At 68.5% G+C, this 18,827-nt stretch carries 15 protein-coding genes; 8 read left to right on the top strand and 7 right to left on the bottom strand.

Annotated elements, in window-relative coordinates; translation table 11 throughout:
- Positions 1-4 precede the first annotated feature (4 nt).
- Complete coding sequence (iaaH, locus tag AT699_RS02585; RefSeq protein ID WP_058207213.1) at positions 5-1,450, bottom strand: indoleacetamide hydrolase; 1,446 nt, start codon at positions 1,448-1,450, stop codon at positions 5-7.
- A gap of 201 nt (positions 1,451-1,651) precedes the next feature.
- Between iaaH and AT699_RS02590 the strand changes: the two genes are divergently transcribed.
- Entirely contained in the window at positions 1,652-2,470 is an 819-nt protein-coding gene (locus AT699_RS02590; RefSeq protein ID WP_020925358.1) for a helix-turn-helix transcriptional regulator, read from the top strand.
- 198 nt (positions 2,471-2,668) lie between these two features.
- Here the strand turns inward: AT699_RS02590 and mutY are convergent, their stop codons facing one another.
- Positions 2,669-3,745 carry an A/G-specific adenine glycosylase gene (mutY, locus tag AT699_RS02595; RefSeq protein ID WP_020925357.1) on the bottom strand — a complete coding sequence of 359 codons (1,077 nt, stop codon included), beginning with the start codon at positions 3,743-3,745 and terminating at the stop codon, positions 2,669-2,671.
- Positions 3,746-3,915: 170 nt separating this feature from the next.
- Between mutY and AT699_RS02600 the strand changes: the two genes are divergently transcribed.
- Positions 3,916-7,527 (top strand): indolepyruvate ferredoxin oxidoreductase family protein, encoded by a 3,612-nt coding sequence (locus tag AT699_RS02600; protein WP_024067613.1) that lies wholly within the window; start codon positions 3,916-3,918, stop codon positions 7,525-7,527.
- Between the two features lie 108 nt (positions 7,528-7,635).
- Here AT699_RS02600 and AT699_RS02605 read toward each other — a convergent pair whose 3' ends face one another.
- Entirely contained in the window at positions 7,636-8,325 is a 690-nt protein-coding gene (locus tag AT699_RS02605) for a M24 family metallopeptidase (RefSeq protein ID WP_024067614.1), read from the bottom strand.
- A 293-nt stretch (positions 8,326-8,618) separates the two neighbouring features.
- Between AT699_RS02605 and AT699_RS02610 the strand changes: the two genes are divergently transcribed.
- Positions 8,619-9,590 carry a GlxA family transcriptional regulator gene (locus AT699_RS02610; RefSeq protein ID WP_053497551.1) on the top strand — a complete coding sequence of 324 codons (972 nt, stop codon included), beginning with the start codon at positions 8,619-8,621 and terminating at the stop codon, positions 9,588-9,590.
- A gap of 11 nt (positions 9,591-9,601) precedes the next feature.
- Here the strand turns inward: AT699_RS02610 and cheD are convergent, their stop codons facing one another.
- From cheD to AT699_RS02625, 3 genes are all read right to left on the bottom strand, one after another.
- Positions 9,602-10,378, bottom strand: coding sequence for a chemoreceptor glutamine deamidase CheD (cheD, locus tag AT699_RS02615; RefSeq protein ID WP_024067616.1), 777 nt, complete (start codon positions 10,376-10,378; stop codon positions 9,602-9,604).
- Between the two features lie 415 nt (positions 10,379-10,793).
- Complete coding sequence (locus AT699_RS02620) at positions 10,794-11,702, bottom strand: cell division protein FtsX (RefSeq protein WP_024067617.1); 909 nt, start codon at positions 11,700-11,702, stop codon at positions 10,794-10,796.
- On the bottom strand, positions 11,699-12,412 hold the full coding sequence (locus AT699_RS02625) for a cell division ATP-binding protein FtsE (protein WP_006386903.1): 714 nt from the start codon (positions 12,410-12,412) through the stop codon (positions 11,699-11,701). The genes AT699_RS02620 and AT699_RS02625 overlap by 4 nt, the downstream gene beginning before the upstream one ends.
- Positions 12,413-12,727: 315 nt before the next feature.
- Here AT699_RS02625 and AT699_RS02630 point away from each other — a divergent pair, with 315 nt between their 5' ends.
- The 5 genes from AT699_RS02630 (at position 12,728) to AT699_RS02650 (ending at position 18,253) form a co-directional block, all read left to right on the top strand.
- Entirely contained in the window at positions 12,728-13,744 is a 1,017-nt protein-coding gene (locus tag AT699_RS02630; RefSeq protein ID WP_020925350.1) for an amino acid ABC transporter substrate-binding protein, read from the top strand.
- 127 nt (positions 13,745-13,871) lie between these two features.
- Positions 13,872-15,062, top strand: a complete 1,191-nt coding sequence (locus AT699_RS02635; RefSeq protein WP_006386907.1) for an amino acid ABC transporter permease — start codon at positions 13,872-13,874, stop codon at positions 15,060-15,062.
- A 1-nt stretch (position 15,063) separates the two neighbouring features.
- Positions 15,064-16,167 carry an amino acid ABC transporter permease gene (locus AT699_RS02640; protein WP_006386909.1) on the top strand — a complete coding sequence of 368 codons (1,104 nt, stop codon included), beginning with the start codon at positions 15,064-15,066 and terminating at the stop codon, positions 16,165-16,167.
- A 60-nt stretch (positions 16,168-16,227) separates the two neighbouring features.
- On the top strand, positions 16,228-16,968 hold the full coding sequence (locus AT699_RS02645) for an amino acid ABC transporter ATP-binding protein (protein WP_006386910.1): 741 nt from the start codon (positions 16,228-16,230) through the stop codon (positions 16,966-16,968).
- Positions 16,969-17,236: 268 nt separating this feature from the next.
- The gene (locus tag AT699_RS02650; RefSeq protein WP_006386911.1) at positions 17,237-18,253 is read left to right on the top strand and encodes a Bug family tripartite tricarboxylate transporter substrate binding protein; all 1,017 of its coding nucleotides are present in this window, start codon (positions 17,237-17,239) and stop codon (positions 18,251-18,253) included.
- Positions 18,254-18,387: 134 nt separating this feature from the next.
- On the opposite strand, the gene AT699_RS02655 is transcribed toward AT699_RS02650, so the two are convergent.
- Positions 18,388-18,747, bottom strand: a complete 360-nt coding sequence (locus AT699_RS02655; protein WP_006386912.1) for a hypothetical protein — start codon at positions 18,745-18,747, stop codon at positions 18,388-18,390.
- Positions 18,748-18,827: the final 80 nt, after the last annotated feature.

Raw genomic sequence — 18,827 nt, forward strand, 5'->3', positions numbered from 1 at the left:
CGCATCAGGCTGGCGGCGGCGCCAGGCGGCCCAGCAACGGTTCCAGCGCCACGCCGACCGCGAGGATCTTGCGGTCCTCGCCCGGCAGGCCATCCACCTCCAATCCGATCGGCAGGCCGTCGTCCGACAGGCCGGCGGGCAGGCTCAGGCCGGGCAGGCCCGCGTTGCTGCCGGGGTCGACGTTGCGCGCCAGCCGCAGGAACGACTCCAGGCTGCTGGCCTCGGGCGCGGCGAGCGGCGGCGGCACCGGCACCGTGGGGAACAGCAGCCCGTGCAGCGCATGCTGCTCGAACGCGCGGCGGTAGACGTCGATGAGCGCGCCGCGATGGACCGCGATGGCGCTGTCGTACAGTGGCTGCAGCGGCAGCAGTTTGCCCGATGGCGTGGGCAGCACGCCCGGCACGACCAGGTCGTTGAAGATGGCCTTGACGTCGGGGCTGGAGATCCGCGCCACCAATTCCTCGAAGCTGACGCCGACCTCGTGGCGCGCCAGGTAGGCGGTGAGATCTGGCTTCTGTTCGTACAGGCACAGCGGCATGCCGGTCGCGGCGTTACTGGCCTCCAGGCCGGGCATGTCCAACGGCAGCAGCGTCACGCCGGCCGCGCGCAGGCGCTCAAGTGCGGCCTGGGCGACGGCTTGCACCTGCGGGTCCAGGTCCTGCCAGAAATAGCCGGGCAGTCCCAGCCGCAGGCTGGCGGCGTCCAGCGCTGGCAACGGCCTGTCGTCGCCAGTCAGCACGGCATCCAGAAGCGCGATGTCGGCCATGCCGTTGGCGATGGGCCCGGGCGTGTCGCGGGTATGCGAAATCGGCGTGATGCCCGAACCGTCATAGCGGCCCACCGAAGGCCGAAAGCCCACGGCGCCATTGAGCGCGGCAGGCAGGCGAACGGAGGCGCCCGTGTCGGTGCCGAGCGCGGCCGGCACCAGGCGCGCGCCCACCGCCGCGCCGCTGCCCGAGGACGAGCCCCCGGCGATGCGTTCGGGGTCATAGGCGTTGCGCGTACCCGCGCCCCGCGGGCCGGGATAGGCCGTGTTGTAGCCGGAAACGCCGAACGCCAGTTCATGCATGTGGGTCTTGCCGACGATGATGGCGCCGGCTTCGCGCAGGCGCCGCACGATCGGGGCGTCCTCGGCCGGGATGAAGTCACGCAGGGCCGGGGTGCCGGCGGTGTTGGGCAGCCCCGCGACGTGGATGTTGTCCTTGATCGCCACGGGCACGCCTTCCAGCGGCCGGGCGGTGTGTCCGCCGGCGCGCGCGGCATCGGCGGCCCGCGCCTGCGCCAGCGCGCCGTCCGCGTCCACCGTGATGAAGGCATTGAGGTCCTGGCGGGCCGCGATGCGGTCCAGGCAGGCCCGGGTGAGGGCTTCGCTGGTGACCAGGCCATCGCGAAAAAGCGCCGCGGCTTCGGTCACGGTCGGGCAGCTCGGGGACGTCTGGGGGACGGGCATGGGGGGTGTCTCCTTCGTGTTGATGCGGTGTCGTCGGTTCGATGCCGTTCTGTACAGGGTCGACCGTAGCGCGGCCCGGGCCGTTCGTCGATATGCCGGTCCGACCCATGGTCGCCTATCGGCGCAGCGGAACGCCATCGCTGCGGACAGGCGTAAGATAGGCGCAGCTTATACACGTACAAGTGCCTCTCTTATCCTGGTATGAACACTTCCCCCCAAGCCGGCGCCGCCGGCCACGAAGGCTCCCGCCTGCGCCGCCAGGCGCTGGGCGAGTTCGTGCGCAGCGCCCGCTCGCGCATCACGCCGCAGATGGCCGGCCTGCCCGAAGGCATGCGTCGCCGCACGCCCGGGCTGAGGCGCGAAGAGGTGGCGCAGCTGTGCGGCATCAGCGTCACCTGGTACACCTGGATCGAGCAGGGGCGCGAGGTGTCGGTATCGCCGTCGGTCTGGTCGCGCATCGCGGGGGTGCTGCAGCTGGCGCGGGCCGAGCGAGCCTATCTGTTCGACCTGGCCGACTGTGCCGACCCGCAGCATGCGCGCGATGACGCGCTGGGGGCGCCGGGTTCGCTGCGCGAGTGCGTGGACGCCATCACCGCGCCGGCCTACGTGCTGGACCGGGCCTGGAACGTGCTGGCCTGTAATGAACCGCTGCGCGAGCTGTTCGACGATTGGCCGACCCGGGATCCGGAGCCGAACCTGCTGCGCTACATCTTTCTCGATCCGGCGGCGCGCGAACTGGTGGTGGACTGGGAGCAGCGCGCGCGGCGCGTGGTGGCTGAGTTCCGGGCCGACGCGGGCGCGCATCTGGACGAGCCGGCGGTGCTGGCGCTGATCGATGCCCTGAACCGGCAGAGTCCCGTGTTCGCGCATTGGTGGAACCGGCACGCGGTGGTCGAGCGCGAGGGCGGCCTGCGCGAGTTCGCGCATCCGCGGCGCGGGCGGATGGCGTTCCAGCAGATCACGTTTCGCCTGGCGACGCACCTGGACCTGAAGCTGGTGATGCTGCTGGGGGATGCGTGACGGGTGGGTTCTTGAGGCGCGAGTGACGGGGCAGGCGGTTGTTGGGGCGGGCCGTGTGCTTGGCGTTCTTGCCAGCAATCTTTGAGGCGGAAAGGGTTTGCGGGGTCGCCAAAGGCGGCCGCGCGGGCGGCCTTCTTTGGCGTTTGGGTGTCTGGCGTCGGGGCGGTGACGCTGCGCGTGGGGGGCGGTCGGAGGGCGCTACTTGCTGTTGGCCAGCAGGTCGCCGGGGAGGCCGGCTTCGATCAGGCCCAGCAGGAGTTTCTTGACGGGGGCGGGCAGGGCGGTGTCGGGGAGTTCGGCCTGGGTGACCCAGCGTTCGGGTTGCGTGGGTTGGCGCAGCGAGGCGCTGCGCACGGGCACGTACCAGGGGCGGATGTGCAGGCGGTAGTGGGTGAAGGTGTGGGCGAAGGCGGCGAGTTCGAAGCGCTGTTCGGGGTCCAGGCCGAGGGCGCGGGAGGCGGCCAGGGGGTCGCCGGCGGCGTCGAATTCGGGCAGGCTCCAGAGGCCGCCCCAGATACCGGGTTCGGGGCGTTGCTGCAGCAGGAACGCGCCCTGGTGCTGCAGCACCAGCATCGCGGTCTCGCGTTCCGGAATCGCCTTGCGCGCCTTGGGCGTGGGCAGTTCGGCCTGGCGGCCTTCGCGCCGGGCAACACAGGTATCGGCGACCGGGCAGCGCTCGCAGGCCGGCTTGCCGCGCGTACAGAGGGTGGCGCCCAGGTCCATCAGGCCCTGCGTGTAGGCGGCCATGTCCAGGCCGGGCGCGGCCTCGACCTGGGCGTCGGCCAGGGCCCACAGGCGCTGCTCGATCTCGCGCCTGGCGGGGTCGCCGGCGATGCCGAAGTGACGGGTGAAGACGCGCTTGACGTTGCCGTCCAGGATGGGCGAGCGCTCGCCATAGGCGAAGGCGGCGATGGCGGCGGCGGTCGAGCGGCCGATGCCGGGCAGGGTGGCGATGGCTTCGGCGCTGGGCGGGAAGCGGCCGTTCCAGTCGCGCGCGATCTCCTGGGCGCAGCGGTGCAGGTTGCGGGCGCGGGCGTAGTAGCCCAGGCCGGCCCAGTAGGGCATCACATCTTCCTGGGCGGCGGCGGCCAGCGCGGCCACGTCGGGGAAGCGCTGCAGGAAGCGTTCGTAGTAGGGGATCACCGTGGCCACCTGCGTCTGCTGCAGCATGATCTCGGAGAGCCAGATGCGGTAGGGATCCCGGGTGTTCTGCCAGGGGAGATCGTGGCGGCCGTGCTGGCGCTGCCAGGCGACGATGCGAGGGGCGAAGTCCATGCCCGCAATTATCGCATCGCCCTATTGCCGGGGGTGGGGCGAGCGGTTACAACCGTAGGACAGAGGCGCATCGAGCGCCCGGAATTCACCTCCCGCCGCTTGCCCGCATGCGCTTCAAGAGGGCGTGGTGCGTTGGCCGCCGCGGGCGTTCCACGACCCTCGGAGTAGACATGAATGCCCCCCTCACGCCCGCGCTGCGCGCGGCGCTCGAATCTGTCCAGCTGGACGACAAATACACCCTGGAAAGCGGCCGCGCCTGGATGAGCGGCATCCATGCCCTGGTGCGCCTGCCGATGATGCAGCGGCTGCGCGACCTGCGCGCGGGGCTGAACACGGCCGGGTTCGTGTCGGGCTACCGGGGCTCGCCGCTGGGCGGGGTCGACCAGAACATGTGGAAGGCGGCCAAGTACCTGAAGGCGCACCATGTCGAGTTCCAGCCGGGTATCAACGAGGACCTGGCGGCCACCGCGGTGTGGGGCACCCAGCAGGTCAACCTGTTCCCCGGCGCCAAGTACGACGGTGTGTTCGGCATGTGGTACGGCAAGGGGCCGGGCGTGGACCGCTGCGGCGACGTGTTCAAGCACGCCAACGCCGCCGGCACCTCGCCGCACGGCGGCGTGCTGGTGGTGGCCGGCGACGACCATCCGGCCAAGTCGTCGACGCTGCCGCACCAGAGCGACCACATTCTCAAGGCCTGCATGATCCCGGCGCTGTTCCCCTCCAGCGTGCAGGAGGTGCTGGACTACGGCCTGCATGGCTGGGCCATGAGCCGCTATGCCGGCGTCTGGGTCGGCATGAAGTGCATCACCGACATCGTCGAGGTGTCGGCCTCGGTGGACGTGGATCCCTACCGCGTGCAGATCGTGCTGCCCGAGGATTTCCGGCTGCCGCCGGACGGCCTTAACATCCGCATCCCGGACACGCCCCTGCAGCAGGAGGCGCGGCTGCTGGACTACAAGCTGTACGCGGCGCTGGCCTACGCCCGCGCCAACAATCTGAACCGCGAACTCTGGCAGGTGCCGGCGCGCGACGCGCGCTTCGGCATCATGACCTCGGGCAAGGCCTATCTGGACACGCGCCAGGCGCTGTCCGACCTGGGGCTGAGCGAGGCGGTGTGCCAGCGCATCGGCCTGCGGCTGTTCAAGGTCGGCATGGTGTGGCCGCTGGAGTCCACCGGCATGGCGCGCTTCGCCGATGGCCTGGACGAGATCCTGGTGGTCGAGGAAAAGCGCCAGGTGCTCGAATACCAGTTGAAGGAGGAACTGTTCAGCTGGATCGGCAGCGGCAAGAAGATCCCGCGCGTGGTCGGCAAGTTCGACGACAAGGATGGCGGCGAATGGGCGGTGCCGCAGGGCAACTGGCTGCTGCCGGCGCACTACGAGTTTTCGCCGGCGATGGTGGCCAAGGCCATCGCCGCGCGCCTGTTGCGCTTCGAATTGCCGGCCGACGTGCGCGCCGGCATCGAGGCGCGGCTGGCCTTCATCGCCGATCGCGAACAGGCGCTGGCGCGCCCGCGCGTGGTGGAAGACCGCAAGCCGTGGTTCTGTTCGGGCTGTCCGCACAATACCTCGACGCGGGTGCCGGAAGGCTCGCGCGGCATGGCCGGCATCGGCTGCCACTACATGGTGACCTGGATGGGCCGCAACACGCAGGTGTACACGCAGATGGGCGGAGAGGGCGTGCCGTGGCTGGGGCAGGCGCCGTTCACCGAGGAAAAGCACGTGTTCGCCAACCTCGGCGACGGCACCTACTTCCATTCGGGCCTGCTGGCGATCCGCGCGGCGGTGGCGGCCAAGGCGCCGATCACCTACAAGATCCTGTTCAACGACGCGGTGGCCATGACCGGCGGGCAGCCGGTCGACGGCCCCATCAGCGTGCCGATGATCAGCCGCCAGGTGGCGGCCGAGGGCATCGACAAGATCGTGGTGGTGACCGACGAGCCGGAGAAATACCAGGGCATGACCGGCATGGCGCCGGGCGTGCCGGTCAGGCATCGCGACGAGCTGGAAGCGGTGATGCGCGAACTGCGCGAACACCCCGGCGTGTCGGTACTGATCTACGACCAGACCTGTGCCACCGAGAAGCGCCGCCGCCGCAAGCGCGGCGCCTATCCCGACCCGGCGCGGCGCGTGGTCATCAACGAACGCGTGTGCGAAGGCTGTGGCGACTGTTCGCAGAAATCGCATTGCCTGTCGGTGGAGCCGCTGGAGACCGAGTTCGGGCGCAAGCGCGCCATCAACCAGTCCAGCTGCAACAAGGACTTCTCCTGTCTGAAGGGCTTCTGCCCCAGCTTCGTCACGGTGGAGGGTGGCAAGCTGCGCAAGCCGCGCGCGCTGGCGCCGGAAGGCGCGGTCGACGACGACGTGCCGCAACCGGCGTTGCCGGCGCTGGCGCAGGCCTATGGCGTCTTCATCGCCGGCGTGGGCGGCACCGGCGTGGTCACCATCGGCCAGTTGCTGGGCATGGCCGCGCACCTGGAAGGCAAGGGCTGTTCGGTGCTGGACATGGCCGGCCTGGCGCAGAAGGGCGGCGCGGTGTATTCGCACGTGGTGCTGGCGCAGACGCCGGACCACCTGATGAACACCCGCGTGGCGATGGGCGAGGCCGACCTGATGCTGGCCGGCGACCTGGTGGTGGCCACCAGCGCCGACGCCATGGCGCGGCTGCGGCCGGGCCGCTCGCGCGCGCTGCTCAATAGCGACACCGCGCCTACCGCGGCGTTCGTGACCAACCCCGACTGGACGCTGCCGGGCGCCAACCTGACGGCCGACCTGCAGGCCGCCTGCGGCAAGGACAACCTGCACACGGTGGATGCGTCGGCGCTGGCGGTGGGGCTGCTGGGCGACGCCATCTATTCCAATCCCCTGATGATGGGCTACGCCTACCAGAAGGGCTGGCTGCCGCTGTCGCGCGAGTCGTTGCTGCGCGCCATCGAACTGAACGGCCAGCAGGTGCCCAACAACCTGGCGGCGTTCGCCTGGGGCCGCCGCGCGGCCCATGACCTGGCCGGCGTGACGCGCCTGCTGGCAAGCGGCGGCGCGCCCGCGCATCCGGAGGGCATCATCGAGATTCGCCGGCCGCGCGTGGTCCAACCGGTGGTGGAACTGAAGAAGCCGGCCGGCGAGCTGGCGCGCGTCGTCGAAACGCGCCGCGCGTTCCTGACGCAGTACCAGGACGCGGCTTACGCCAGGCAGTACACCGACCTGGTGGACAAAGTGGCGCACGCCGAGCACGAGGCCACCGGCACCCAGCGCCTGGCGCTGGCGGTGGCGCGCTACTACTTCAAGCTGCTGGCCTACAAGGACGAGTACGAGGTGGCGCGGCTCTATACGGACGGGGAGTTCCTCAAGCGCATCGACGAGCAGTTCGAGGGCGACTGGAAGCTGCGCTTCCATCTGGCGCCGCCGCTGTTCGCGCGCCGCGGCGCCGACGGCCATCTGGTCAAGAAGGCCTACGGCCCCGGCATGCTGCGGGTGTTCCGCCTGCTGGCGCGCATGAAGCGCCTGCGCGGCACGCGCTTCGATCTGTTCGGCTACACCCGCGAGCGCCGCGCCGAGCGCGAGCTGGCGCGCGAGTATCGCGAGACGCTGAGCGCGATCCTGTCCAAGCTCAATCGCGGCAACCTGGATCGGGCGGTCGCCCTGGCCAGCGTGCCGGAGGAGATCCGCGGCTATGGCCATGTGAAAGAGGCGGCGATGGAGAAGGCCGCGGCGCGGCGCGAGGCCCTGCTCAAGGATTTCACCGCCAGCGTGGTGTCGATCGGCGGCGCGCGGGCGGCCTAACGGGCCGGGACGGCGGGGGGCGGGACGGCGGTCGGCGCGGCGCATGACGGCCGGTCGGGCCCGCCGCGCGGGTGCCGGGCGCATGCGCGCCGGTGCCCCGCGCGGCCTTCACGCGGGATAGTGGGCGTCGTCCAGCAGCATGTCCTCGAAGAACGCGCCATAGCGGCCCTGCGGATCGCGCAGGTGGATCTCCAGGATCCAGCGCATTCCCGACGGACTGATGGCCAGGTCGGCGAGCGAGCCGGTATGGATTGCCGCGTGCGGGAAGTCGGATACGCGGTGGCCTGGCAGGTCGAAGTTCAGCTCCCAGCCCATGGCGCGCGCCTGGCGGTCGGCGTAGTCGTACAGCGCCTGGCCGCTCAGCCGCTGACGCAGCCAGACGCCGCGCACGTCATGGAACAGCGCCTCGGCGTCGCGGGCGCAACGCGCCTGGCCGGGGTCGTCGCCCACTACGTAGCTCTTGCCGCCATCGCCTTCCCAGGCGTCCAGGCGCGGCGCGATGTCGAGGAAGAAGATGTCGTGTTCGCCCAGCACCGCGCCGGGCGTGGAGGCCTGGCGCATGGCCTTCATGGTGTTGGCGCCGAAGCGCACCCGCGTGGGATGCCAGCTGAGCGCCATTCCGGCGTCGATCAAGGTCTGTTTGGCGAGGGCGACGGCGTCTTCCTCGATCATGCCGGGGCGGATGCGGGCGGCGATGTCCTCGATGGCCTGGCGCGTCTTGTTGCGGGCCAGCAGCATGCCGTCGACCGAGAAAGCCGGGCCGACGCGTTCGCTGGGATCGGAATGAGGGGGGTGCATGAGGCGGTTTCCTTGCGTGGCAAGCCCGGGAAGGGCGGTACGGAAAGTCTGGGCGCGCCCGCGGTCACGGACCAGCGGCGGATGGGGCGGATTGCGGCCAGGGTGGCGCGCGCGGCGGCCAACCCGGGCGGTGGCGGCGGATGGCGGCCGCGCTGGCGCGGATTGCGGCCAAGGCAAGGACAGCGCGGTGGACACCGCTGTCGTTGCGCTAAGGTAGCGTGTGTTGGCGGCGCGCCGTCGCCATGCCTGCGCCGCGCGGCCGCGCGGCGCAGGCTTCCCGGTTATCCGATCCCATGAAATCCGTCGCCATTCTCGTTTTTCCCGGCGTGCAGTCGCTGGACGTCAGCGGGCCGCTGGACGTGTTCGCCGAGGCCAACCGCTTCCTGTTGCCCGCCAGCCAGTACCGGATGGAACTGATCGGCCTGACGCGTGGCGCGGTGCCCTGCTCCAACGGCATGCTGCTGGTCCCGCAGCGTCACTACGCGGAGGTCGACGAGGCGCCCGACCTGCTGCTGGTCGCGGGCGGGCCGGACCTGCCGGCGGCGCGCGAACCGGACGAAGGCCTGGCCTGGCTGCGCGGGGCCTGTGCGCGCGCCGGCCGTTACGGCGCGATCTGCAACGGTATCTTCCTGTTGGCTCGGGCAGGCCTGCCTGCCGGCGCCATCGTGACCACGCACTGGAACGATGCGCAGGCGCTGGCGGCGCGCTATCCGGAGCTGCGGGTCGAGTCCGACCGGCTCTACGTGCGGGATGGCCGGCTGCACACCTCGGCGGGGGTGACCGCCGGCATCGATCTGGCGCTGTCCCTGGTGGCGCAGGACCACGGGCCCGACGTGGCGCTGAACGTGGCCAAGCGGCTGGTGGTGTTCATGCAGCGCGCCGGCGGCCAGTCGCAGTTCAGCCCCTTCCTCACGCCGTTCGTCGAAGAGACGTCGGCGGTGGCGCTGGTGCAGCAGCACGTGTTGGGCCATCTGGCCGACGACCTGGGGGTGGCGGCGCTGGCGGCGGTGGCCAACATGAGCCGCCGCAATTTCGCGCGCGTGTTCCTGCGCGATGCCGGCATCACGCCCGCGGAATTCGTCGAGAGCGCGCGGCTGGATGCGGCCCGCGCGCGGCTGGAGCGCGAGTCGGCGCCCCTCAAAACCGTGGCCTTTCATTGCGGCTTTCGCGATGCCCGCCACCTGCGCGAGGTGTTCCAGCGGCGGCTGGGCGTGTCGCCCAGCCAATACCGCGCCAGCTTCGGCCGCCCGGGCGGCGCGGGCTGAGGCGGCGCGCGTCAGCTGCCGGCGGTTTCCGGCTTGCGGCGGCGGGTGACGCCGGTGTCGAACCGTTCCACGCCGGGACGCGCGGCGGGACGATCGAAACGCTCGACGCCGGGACGATCGAAACGCTCCACGCCCGGGCGCGCCGCGGGCCGGTCGAAGCGTTCGACGCCGGGCCGCGCGAAGCGTTCGACGCGCGGCGGGCTGTGGGTCTTGGCCTGCACGCTCTCGGCGGCGGCCTGTTCGCGCTTGGCGATGATTTCTTCGGCGCGCTGATGGTGCGGCGCCATCTTGCGCACCATCACGCGGCCGTCGCGCGGGAAATAGTTGATGCGGCGCGCATGCACGTCGCCCAGGTCCTGCGCCTTGACCGGGATGCCTTCGGTGCGCAGGTAGTTCAGCACGAACTGGCCGTTACGCTCGCCGATGTTCATCTGCTGCATGGCCGACAGCACCGCGCCGCCGCCGAACACCTTGGCCTCGAGGCGGTCGCGTACCGCGCCGGCCTTGAGCAGTTCGTTGATCAGCACTTCCATGGCGAAGGCGCCGTAGCGCATGGTGGCCGAGGCCGGCGACTGCATGTCGCCTTCAGGCAGCATGAAATGGTTCATGCCGCCGACCCCGGTGACGGGGTCGTGGATGCAGGCGGCCACACACGACCCCAGCACGGTCGAGATCATGATGTCTTCGTCGGTGACGTAGTACTCGTTGGGGAGTACTTTCACCGCCTGGGACTGGAACGCGCTATCGAAATAATGGCGCGTCGCGCGGGCTTCAAGACGGGCGACCATGGGGCGTAATCAAGGGCAGGAACAACGATTGGGACACGAAGGCAGGGCTCGGTGGAACAATAAACGTTTCAAAATATGTAGAAAAATGTCGCTTTATTCTTGCACATCTGGCCTGTAATGGGGGGAAAACCTGTGTAACCGCAACTTTGTTATGTCCCTGAAAAATATGGCCGTTTGTCCGCCGGCCTGGCGTTTCGGCGCCATTCCTGGCGCGGCCCCCGGGGAGCGCAGGGCGGCCCGTGACACGGGACAGACGCCATGCGCACACTGGCCAGAGAAGGCCGCGGCGAGCAGGTGCTGCCATCGTACCCACGGCGGGCGCGGCCGTTCCCCGGATCACGGGGACGAAGGGGGGCTATACGTGGCTTTAGGCAGGCCGGCCTTCAGGAAAATCGGACGAAGACCGGTGCCCTTTTCAGAATCGCGTGCTGCGCGTGACGGACCAGCGCGCCGACAGCGCGCCCAGGGCGGCCGAGGCGACGATGGCCGCCAGCAGCACCGGCGCGCCGGGCAGATGCAGGGCGAATTCCGCCCCGTAGCTGCGCGCCAGGCCGAGCAGGGCGTTGTTCAGCGGCGACAGCGCCACCGCCGCCACGCCGATGGCCAACAGCGAGGCCAGGGCGCCGGACAGCGCGCCCAGGTACAGGAAGGGCCGCCGCACGAACGACTCGGTGGCGCCCACCAGGCGCGCCACGGCGATTTCCTCGCGCTGCGACAGGGCCTGCATGCGCACCGTGTTGAACACCGTGGCCAGCACCACCACCGCCACGCAGGCGGCCAGGAAGCCCAGGCCGATGCGGGCGAAGCGCAGGATGGCTTCGAGCCGTTGGACCCAGGCGCTGTCCAGCTGCACAAGGTCGACCTGGTCCCATTGTTTCCAGGCCTGCGCCAGCCTGTCGGCGCGGCCGGCCAGGTCTTCGCCGTCGGCCAGCGTCACCACCACCGCGTCGGGCAGCGGATTGCCGGGCAGCACGGCCAGCGCCTGTTGCCAGGCAGGATTGGCGCGCAGGTCGGCCAGGGCGTCGTCGCGGCCGATCACGCGCACCGCGCGCACGTCGCTGGCGTATTCGCCCTGGATGCGCTTGGCGATGTCGGCGGCGGCGCCGGCGGGCGCATCGACCCGCATGAAGACGGTGACCTCGGGGGTGACGGACATCTGCCGCGCCACCGGCTGCACCGACACCAGGATGGCGCTGCCCAACAGCGGCAGGGCCAGCGCCAGCGCCATCACCAGCAGGTTGGCGAGCGACGAGAACGGCTGCTTGACCAGCCGGCGCAGGGTGACCATGAGGGCATAGCGATGCTGCCGCAGCCAGGCGTTCATGCCGGTTCTCCCGCGATGCCGTGGCCGGCGTCGGCCGGGGGCGTGGCGGCGCCGTGCGAGTCGGCGAACCGGCCCGGGTCGATGCGCAGGGTGCGGGTGGCGTAGCGCGCCATGAGTTCCTGGTCGTGCGAGGCGATCAGCGTGGTGACGCCGACGCGGTTGAAGTCGCGGAACACGTTCATGATGCGCTGCGCGTTGTCGTGGTCGAGGTTGGCGGTGGGTTCGTCGGCGATCAGGATGGCGGGCCGGTTGACGATGGCGCGCGCGATCGCCAGGCGCTGCTGCTCGCCGCCCGACAATTCGATGGGATTGAGGTCTTCCTTGCCCGACAGGCCGACCTTGTCCAGCGCCGCGCGGGCGCGCGCGGCGGCCGAATTCCAGGGATGGCCGGTGACCGCCAGCGGCAGCATCACGTTTTCAAAGGCGCTGCGGTCGAACAGCAGGTGGGTGTCCTGCAGGATCACGCCGACGGCGCGGCGCAGGTAGGGCCGGGCGCGGGCGGGCAGCTTGTCGAGCCGCTGGCCGTTGACCTGGATCGAACCGCGGCTGGCGGGCTCGAGGCCGCCGATCAGCTTGAGCAGAGTGGACTTGCCGGCGCCGGACGGCCCCGACACGAAAACGAACTCTCCCGCGCTCACGCGGAAGTTGATGTCGGCCAGGATATTGCGGCCGCGGCCATACGATTTGAAGACGTGCTGGAATTCGATCATGGCGGCTGTCGGATGAAGCCGCAATAGTAACTCGGGGACAGTAAGCTGGCCTAAAACGGCGTGGCGCCGGCGACGGAAAAAGTGTCCCGATGTGACGGAAATGAATCGGACGAAGTGACCGCCCGGACACGTTTATAGGGCAGGAATAGTGTCCCCGTTTTTATCTCAAAACCCCGTTTGATTTCATCCAGTGTCCCTATATTTCAAGGGAATTCCCGGATGCGGAGGCCGCTTTGCGGACGCTACCATCCGCCCCATGCGTAAAGCCCAACCCGGCCTTGCGTTCGGCTTCGCTACACCCCTACGGAGATCACGATGAAAGTACTGAAACTCGCTGCCATTGGCGCCGCCCTGTTCGCTGCATCCGCGGCTGCCAATGCGGGTGCGACCTTCGATAACGTCAAGAAAAAAGGGTTTGTCCAATGCGGCGTTTCGACCGGTATTCCGGGCTTCTCGATCGCGGACAGCAAGGGTGAATACAAGGGCCTGGACGTGGACCTGTGCCGCGCCATCGCCGCCACCATGTTCGGCGACGCCAGCAAGTTCAAGGTCACGCCGCTGAACACGCAGCAGCGCTTCACCGCCCTGCAATCGGGCGAAGTGGACGTGCTGACCCGCAACACCACCGTCACGCTGACGCGCGACACCACCCTGGGCCTGATCGGCGTGGGCGTGAACTACTACGACAGCCAGGGCGTCATGGTCTCCAAGGACCTGAACGTCAAGAGCGCCAAGGAACTGAACGGCGCCACCATCTGCGTGCAGCCGGGCACCACCACCGAGCTGAACCTGGCCGACTGGTTCCGTGGCCAGAAGATCGAATTCAAGCCCGTCGTGATCGACAAGTACGACGAAATCATCCGCGCCTTCTCGGCCGGCCGTTGCGATGCCTTCACGACCGACAAGTCGCAGCTGGCCTCGACCCGCACCACGCTGGAGAATCCGGACAAGTACATCATCCTGCCGGAAGACTTCTCCAAGGAGCCGCTGGGCCCCATGGTGCGCCAGGGCGACGAGCAGTGGTTCAACGTGGTCCGCTGGTCGCTGAACGCGATGCTGGAAGCCGAGGAATACGGCATCACGTCCAAGAACGTCGATGAAATGACCAAGAGCACCAACCCCAACATCCAGCGCATCCTGGGCGTGACCCCGGGCATGGGCAAGAACCTGGGCGTGGATGACAAGTGGGGCTATAACATCATCAAGCAGGTCGGCAACTACGGCGAAAGCTTCGAAGCCACGCTCGGCAAGAGCAGCGCGATGAAGCTGGACCGCGGCCTGAACGCCAGCTACAAGCAAGGTGGCTTGATGTACGGCTGGCCGGTGCGCTAACACACGGCTGCCCGGCATGGCGCGCGACGCGTGCCATGCCTAGCCCGCCTTCGAGCGGGCGGCAGGAGTGGACGGCGCGGGCCGCAAGGCCCCCGCTGCCCGGTGTCCGACTTCTGTAGATTCATTCATGACGACTTCAAATAAAAACGCCCCGATTTCGGCACCCCCCCGGCGTCTGAACTGGAACGATCCCGGCGTGCGCGCCGTGGTCTATCAAGTGATCGCACTGGCCGCCGTCGCCCTGGCGGTGTGGTTCCTGGTTTCAAACACGCTTCACAACCTGTCCGTGCGCAACATCGCCACGGGCTTCGGTTTCCTGCAACGCGAGGCCGGCTTCGCCATCGGCGAAACGCCCATCGCGTATACCCCCGCCGACACGTATGGCCGCGCCATCTGGGTGGGCCTGCTCAACACGCTGCGCGTGGCCGTGCTCGGCATCGTGCTGGCGACCATCCTCGGCACGCTGATCGGCGTCGGCCGGCTGTCCAAGAACTGGCTCGTCGCCAAAATCACCTCGGTCTACGTCGAAGTGATGCGCAACGTGCCGCTGCTGCTGCAGCTGTTCTTCTGGTATGCGCTGATCACCGAGAACATGCCCGGCCCGCGCCAGGCGCACAACCCGCTGCCGGGCGTGTTCATCTCCAACCGCGGCCTGAAGGTGCCGGCGCTGGAGGGCAACTCGCTCGACTGGATGCTGGCCGGCCTGGGCCTGGCCATCGTCGCCATCCTGTTCCTGGGCCACTGGGGCAAGAAGCGCCAGGAAGCCACCGGCCACGTGTTCCCGCTGGGCCGCGCCGCCGTCGGCCTGCTGATCGGCTTGCCGATCGTCGGTTGGCTGGTCAGCGGCGCTTCGCTGACGCTGGACATGCCGGAACTGAAGGGCTTCAACTTCAGCGGCGGCCTGACGCTGTCGCCGGAGTTCGCCGCGCTGCTGGCGGGCCTGGTGATCTACACCTCGGCCTTCATTGCCGAAGTGGTGCGCTCGGGCATCCAGGCGGTCAACAATGGCCAATGGGAAGCCGCCGGGGCCCTGGGCCTGCGCCGCAAGCAGGTGCTGCGCCTGGTGGTGCTGCCGCAGGCGCTGCGCGTGATCATCCCGCCGATGACCAGCCAGTTCCTCAACCTCACCAAGAACAGCTCGCTGGCCGTGGCCATCGGTTACCCGGACATCGTGTCGGTGGTCAACACCACGCTGAACCAGACCGGGCAGGCCATCGAGGGCATTCTCATCATCATGGGCGCGTACCTCACGGTCAGCCTGTCGATCTCGATCTTCATGAACTGGTACAACAAGCGCATTGCGCTGGTGGAGCGTTGATATGAGCAGCACTACGCATACCCCCAGCGAAGGGCTGCCGCCGCCCAAGACCCATGTCGGCGCGTGGGCGTGGCTGCGCTCGCGCCTGTTTTCCTCGCCGCTGAACATCCTGATCACGGTGCTGCTGGCGTGGTTCCTGTTGATGTCGGTGCCGGCGCTGGTCGAGTGGGCCTTCATCAAGGCCAACTTCACCGCCGCCAACGCGCAGGAATGCCGCGCCTCGGTGGGCGGGGCCTGCTGGGCCTTCATCATCGAGAAGCACCGGCTGATCCTGTTCGGCACCTATCCGTACGACGAGCAATGGCGGCCGCTGATCGCGACCATCATCCTGGTCGCGGTGATCGTGTGCAGCGGCATCCGCCGTTTCTGGAACTGGAAGCTCGCCATCATCTGGACGGTCGGCCTGACCGCCGTGGCGATCCTGATGTGGGGCGGCGTGCTGGGCCTGACCTACGTCGAGAACGCGCGCTGGGGCGGCCTGCCGCTGACGTTGATCCTGTCGACGTTCGGCATCGCCTTCGCCTTCCCGATCGGTGTGCTGCTGGCCCTGGGCCGGCGCTCGAAGATGCCGGCCATCAAGGCGCTGTGCGTCGTGTACATCGAGCTGATCCGCGGCGTGCCGCTGATCAGCCTGCTGTTCATGTCGTCGGTGATGCTGCCGCTGTTCCTGCCGGAAGGGTTCTCCATCGACAAGCTGCTGCGCGCGCAGATCGCGATCATCATGTTCGCGGCCGCGTACATCGCCGAAACGGTGCGCGGCGGCCTGCAGGCGATCCCCAAGGGCCAGTACGAAGGCGCCGACTCGCTCGGCCTGAACTACTGGCAGCAGATGCGCAAGATCATCCTGCCGCAGGCGCTCAAGATCGTGATCCCGCCGCTGGTCAGCATCTTCATCGCGCTGTTCAAGGACACGTCGCTGGTGGTGATCATCGGCATCTTCGACCTGACGCTGGCGGCCAAGGCGGCCCTGTCCGACGCGGCATGGCGCGGATTCGGGGTGGAGGCGTATCTGTTCATCTCGCTGATCTACTTCGTCTTCTGCTTCTCCATGTCCAAATACAGCCAGGCGCTGGAAAAACGCCTGGCCACGGGCCACGCACGCTAGAACCTTGCCGCGGGTCCGCCACCGGCGGACCCGCAACGCGATATTTACGGGAGTACAGGCATGTCTGATGCCATCATTCGACTGCAGGACGTGAACAAGTGGTACGGCCAGTTCCACGTGCTGCGCAACATCAACCTGGACGTGGCGCCGGGCGAGCGCATCGTGGTGTGCGGGCCGTCCGGTTCGGGCAAGTCCACCATGATCCGCTGCATCAACCGGCTCGAAGAGCACCAGAAAGGCCACATCATCGTGGACGGCACGGAGCTCACCAATGACCTCAAGCACATCGAGACCATCCGCAAGGACGTCGGCATGGTGTTCCAGCACTTCAACCTGTTCCCGCACCTGACGGTGCTGGAGAACCTGACGCTGGGCCCGATGTGGGTCTTGAAGAAGCCGCGCGCCGAAGCCGAGGCCACGGCCATGAAATACCTGGAGCGCGTGCGCATCCCGGACCAGGCCAAGAAATTCCCCGGCCAGCTCTCGGGCGGCCAGCAGCAGCGCGTGGCCATCGCCCGTTCGCTGTGCATGAGCCCCAAGATCATGCTGTTCGATGAGCCGACCTCGGCGCTGGACCCGGAAATGGTCAAGGAAGTGCTGGACGTGATGGTCAACCTGGCCCAGGAAAGCGGCATGACGATGCTGTGCGTGACCCACGAAATGGGCTTCGCGCGCAAGGTCGCCAACCGCGTCATCTTCATGGACCGCGGCGAGATCATCGAACAGAACAGCCCGGACGAGTTCTTCGACAACCCGCAGAACGAGCGCACCAAGCTGTTCCTGAGCCAGATCCTGCATTGAGGCTGGGCGGGCTCCGGCCCGCCGCGCCCGCATCCGAAGCCGCCTTCCCTGGAAGGCGGCTTTTCTTTGGGCGCCGGCCGTTGGCGAGGCGGCGCGAAAGGGAAGGCGCCGAGAGCGCCGGGGTGGCCGGCGCACGTTGTTTCCAACCGGCCGGGGCGCGCCGTTCGCAGGAAAAGCGCGGGGTTCTCCCGGTATCCCTTTGTTACGCCGTTCACCCCGCTGCGGTATGCTACCGACCGCCATCGATGCAATGAGAGGAGCAAACCAGATGAAACAGACCCCCCGCGGCGCCATGCGCCGCGTCCTGCTGGGCGGCGCCGCGGCCCTGGCCGCCACGCTGACCCTGGGCGCGCCCGCGCTGGCCCAGACCACCGATTTCCCCACCAAGCCGCTGCGCTTCGTGGTGCCTTACCCGCCCGGCGGCCCGCTCGACACCATGGCCCGCATGCTGGCCGAGAAGGTGCGCGGCTCGCTCGGCCAACCCGTCGTGGTGGAAAACCGCTCGGGCGCCGGCGGCAACATTGGCGCCGACCTGGTGGCCAAGGCCCCGGCCGACGGCTACACGCTGGTGATGGGCGCCGTCGCGACCCACGCCATCAACCCCTGGCTGTTCGCCAACCTGCCCTATGACCCGGTGAAGGATTTCGCCCCGGTCACCATCGTGGCGTCGGTGCCGAACGTGCTGGTGATGAACGTCGAATTTGCCGCCAAGAACAAGATCGAGAAGCTGTCGGACCTGATCGAGTACGCCAAGAAGAATCCGGGCAAGCTGAACTACGGTTCGGGCGGCAACGGCAGCGCTGGCCACCTGTCGGGCGAGCTGCTCAAGGCGCGCGCCGGCATCAACGTCGAGCACATTCCCTACCAGGGCGCGGCCCCGGCGCAATTGGCGCTGCTGTCGGGCCAGTCGGACTTCATGTTCGACAACCTGGCGGCCTCGGCGCCGCTGATCAAGGACGGCAAGGTCAAGGCGCTGGCCGTGACCACCGCCAAGCGTTCGTCGCTGCTGGCCGACGTGCCGACGGTGGAAGAGTCGGGCATCAAGGGCTTCGACCTGGGCACCTGGTTCGGCGTCTTCACGACCGGCGGCACGCCGGCGCCGGTGGTGGCCAAGCTGAACAAGGCCTACTCGGAAGCGATGCAGCAGCCCGACGTCAAGCAGCGTCTGCTGACGATGGGTTCGGAAGCGCCTCCCATGACGCCCGAAGCCTTCGCCGAGTTCGTCAAGAACGAAAAGGCCAAGTACCAGGAGATCGTGAAGATCTCCGGCGCCAGCCTGAACTGAGGCGGGCGTGCCTGGCGCGTCCCGTCGGGCACGCGCCAGGCCTGACGCCGCCCCTGTCCGTCGGGCGGCGCATCCCCCTGCGTATCCTTTGGGCGGCGCGATGGCGGCATCCGCGCTTCATTCGCGCGGTTCGATCATTCGCGCGGCGCGGCCAGCAGGCCGTCCACCAGCCGCGCCAGCAGCTTGCGGTCGGTTTCCAGGTCGGTGCAGCCGTACTGGTCGGCCTCGCGGTTGACCCAGGCGTCATGCGCGCGCCATTGGTCGCCCGCGGCGTCCAGCCGCAGCGCGTAGATCCAGATGCCGGTCCAGCTGCGATGAAAGCGCAGCACGCCATCGTCGAGATAGATGAACCACTTGTCTTCCATTTCCCGCGGGATGCGGCCCTGCCGCAGACGGGCGTACTGGTCGGCCGTGTAGGTGGCCTCAAAGGGCAGCGCGGCGCGCTTCTTCGGCGCAGGCAGGTGTTTCCAGGATGCGGCTTGGGCGTCGGGCATGGCAACCGGTTTGATCTATGCTGGCGGGATGCGCGCACGCTCGGAAGTCCGCGGGCGCGACCCCTCGCATACTAAGGCCA

Source organism: Achromobacter xylosoxidans (genome assembly GCF_001457475.1).
Taxonomy (GTDB): Bacteria; Pseudomonadota; Gammaproteobacteria; order Burkholderiales; family Burkholderiaceae_B; genus Achromobacter; species Achromobacter xylosoxidans.

Coding starts and splice junctions, on each gene's coding strand:
- iaaH (WP_058207213.1), bottom strand. CDS start 1,450: ATGCCCGTCCCCCAGACGTCCCCGAGCTGCCCGACCGTGACCGAAGCC.
- AT699_RS02590 (WP_020925358.1), top strand. CDS start 1,652: ATGAACACTTCCCCCCAAGCCGGCGCCGCCGGCCACGAAGGCTCCCGC.
- mutY (WP_020925357.1), bottom strand. CDS start 3,745: ATGGACTTCGCCCCTCGCATCGTCGCCTGGCAGCGCCAGCACGGCCGC.
- AT699_RS02600 (WP_024067613.1), top strand. CDS start 3,916: ATGAATGCCCCCCTCACGCCCGCGCTGCGCGCGGCGCTCGAATCTGTC.
- AT699_RS02605 (WP_024067614.1), bottom strand. CDS start 8,325: ATGCACCCCCCTCATTCCGATCCCAGCGAACGCGTCGGCCCGGCTTTC.
- AT699_RS02610 (WP_053497551.1), top strand. CDS start 8,619: ATGAAATCCGTCGCCATTCTCGTTTTTCCCGGCGTGCAGTCGCTGGAC.
- cheD (WP_024067616.1), bottom strand. CDS start 10,378: ATGGTCGCCCGTCTTGAAGCCCGCGCGACGCGCCATTATTTCGATAGC.
- AT699_RS02620 (WP_024067617.1), bottom strand. CDS start 11,702: ATGAACGCCTGGCTGCGGCAGCATCGCTATGCCCTCATGGTCACCCTG.
- AT699_RS02625 (WP_006386903.1), bottom strand. CDS start 12,412: ATGATCGAATTCCAGCACGTCTTCAAATCGTATGGCCGCGGCCGCAAT.
- AT699_RS02630 (WP_020925350.1), top strand. CDS start 12,728: ATGAAAGTACTGAAACTCGCTGCCATTGGCGCCGCCCTGTTCGCTGCA.
- AT699_RS02635 (WP_006386907.1), top strand. CDS start 13,872: ATGACGACTTCAAATAAAAACGCCCCGATTTCGGCACCCCCCCGGCGT.
- AT699_RS02640 (WP_006386909.1), top strand. CDS start 15,064: ATGAGCAGCACTACGCATACCCCCAGCGAAGGGCTGCCGCCGCCCAAG.
- AT699_RS02645 (WP_006386910.1), top strand. CDS start 16,228: ATGTCTGATGCCATCATTCGACTGCAGGACGTGAACAAGTGGTACGGC.
- AT699_RS02650 (WP_006386911.1), top strand. CDS start 17,237: ATGAAACAGACCCCCCGCGGCGCCATGCGCCGCGTCCTGCTGGGCGGC.
- AT699_RS02655 (WP_006386912.1), bottom strand. CDS start 18,747: ATGCCCGACGCCCAAGCCGCATCCTGGAAACACCTGCCTGCGCCGAAG.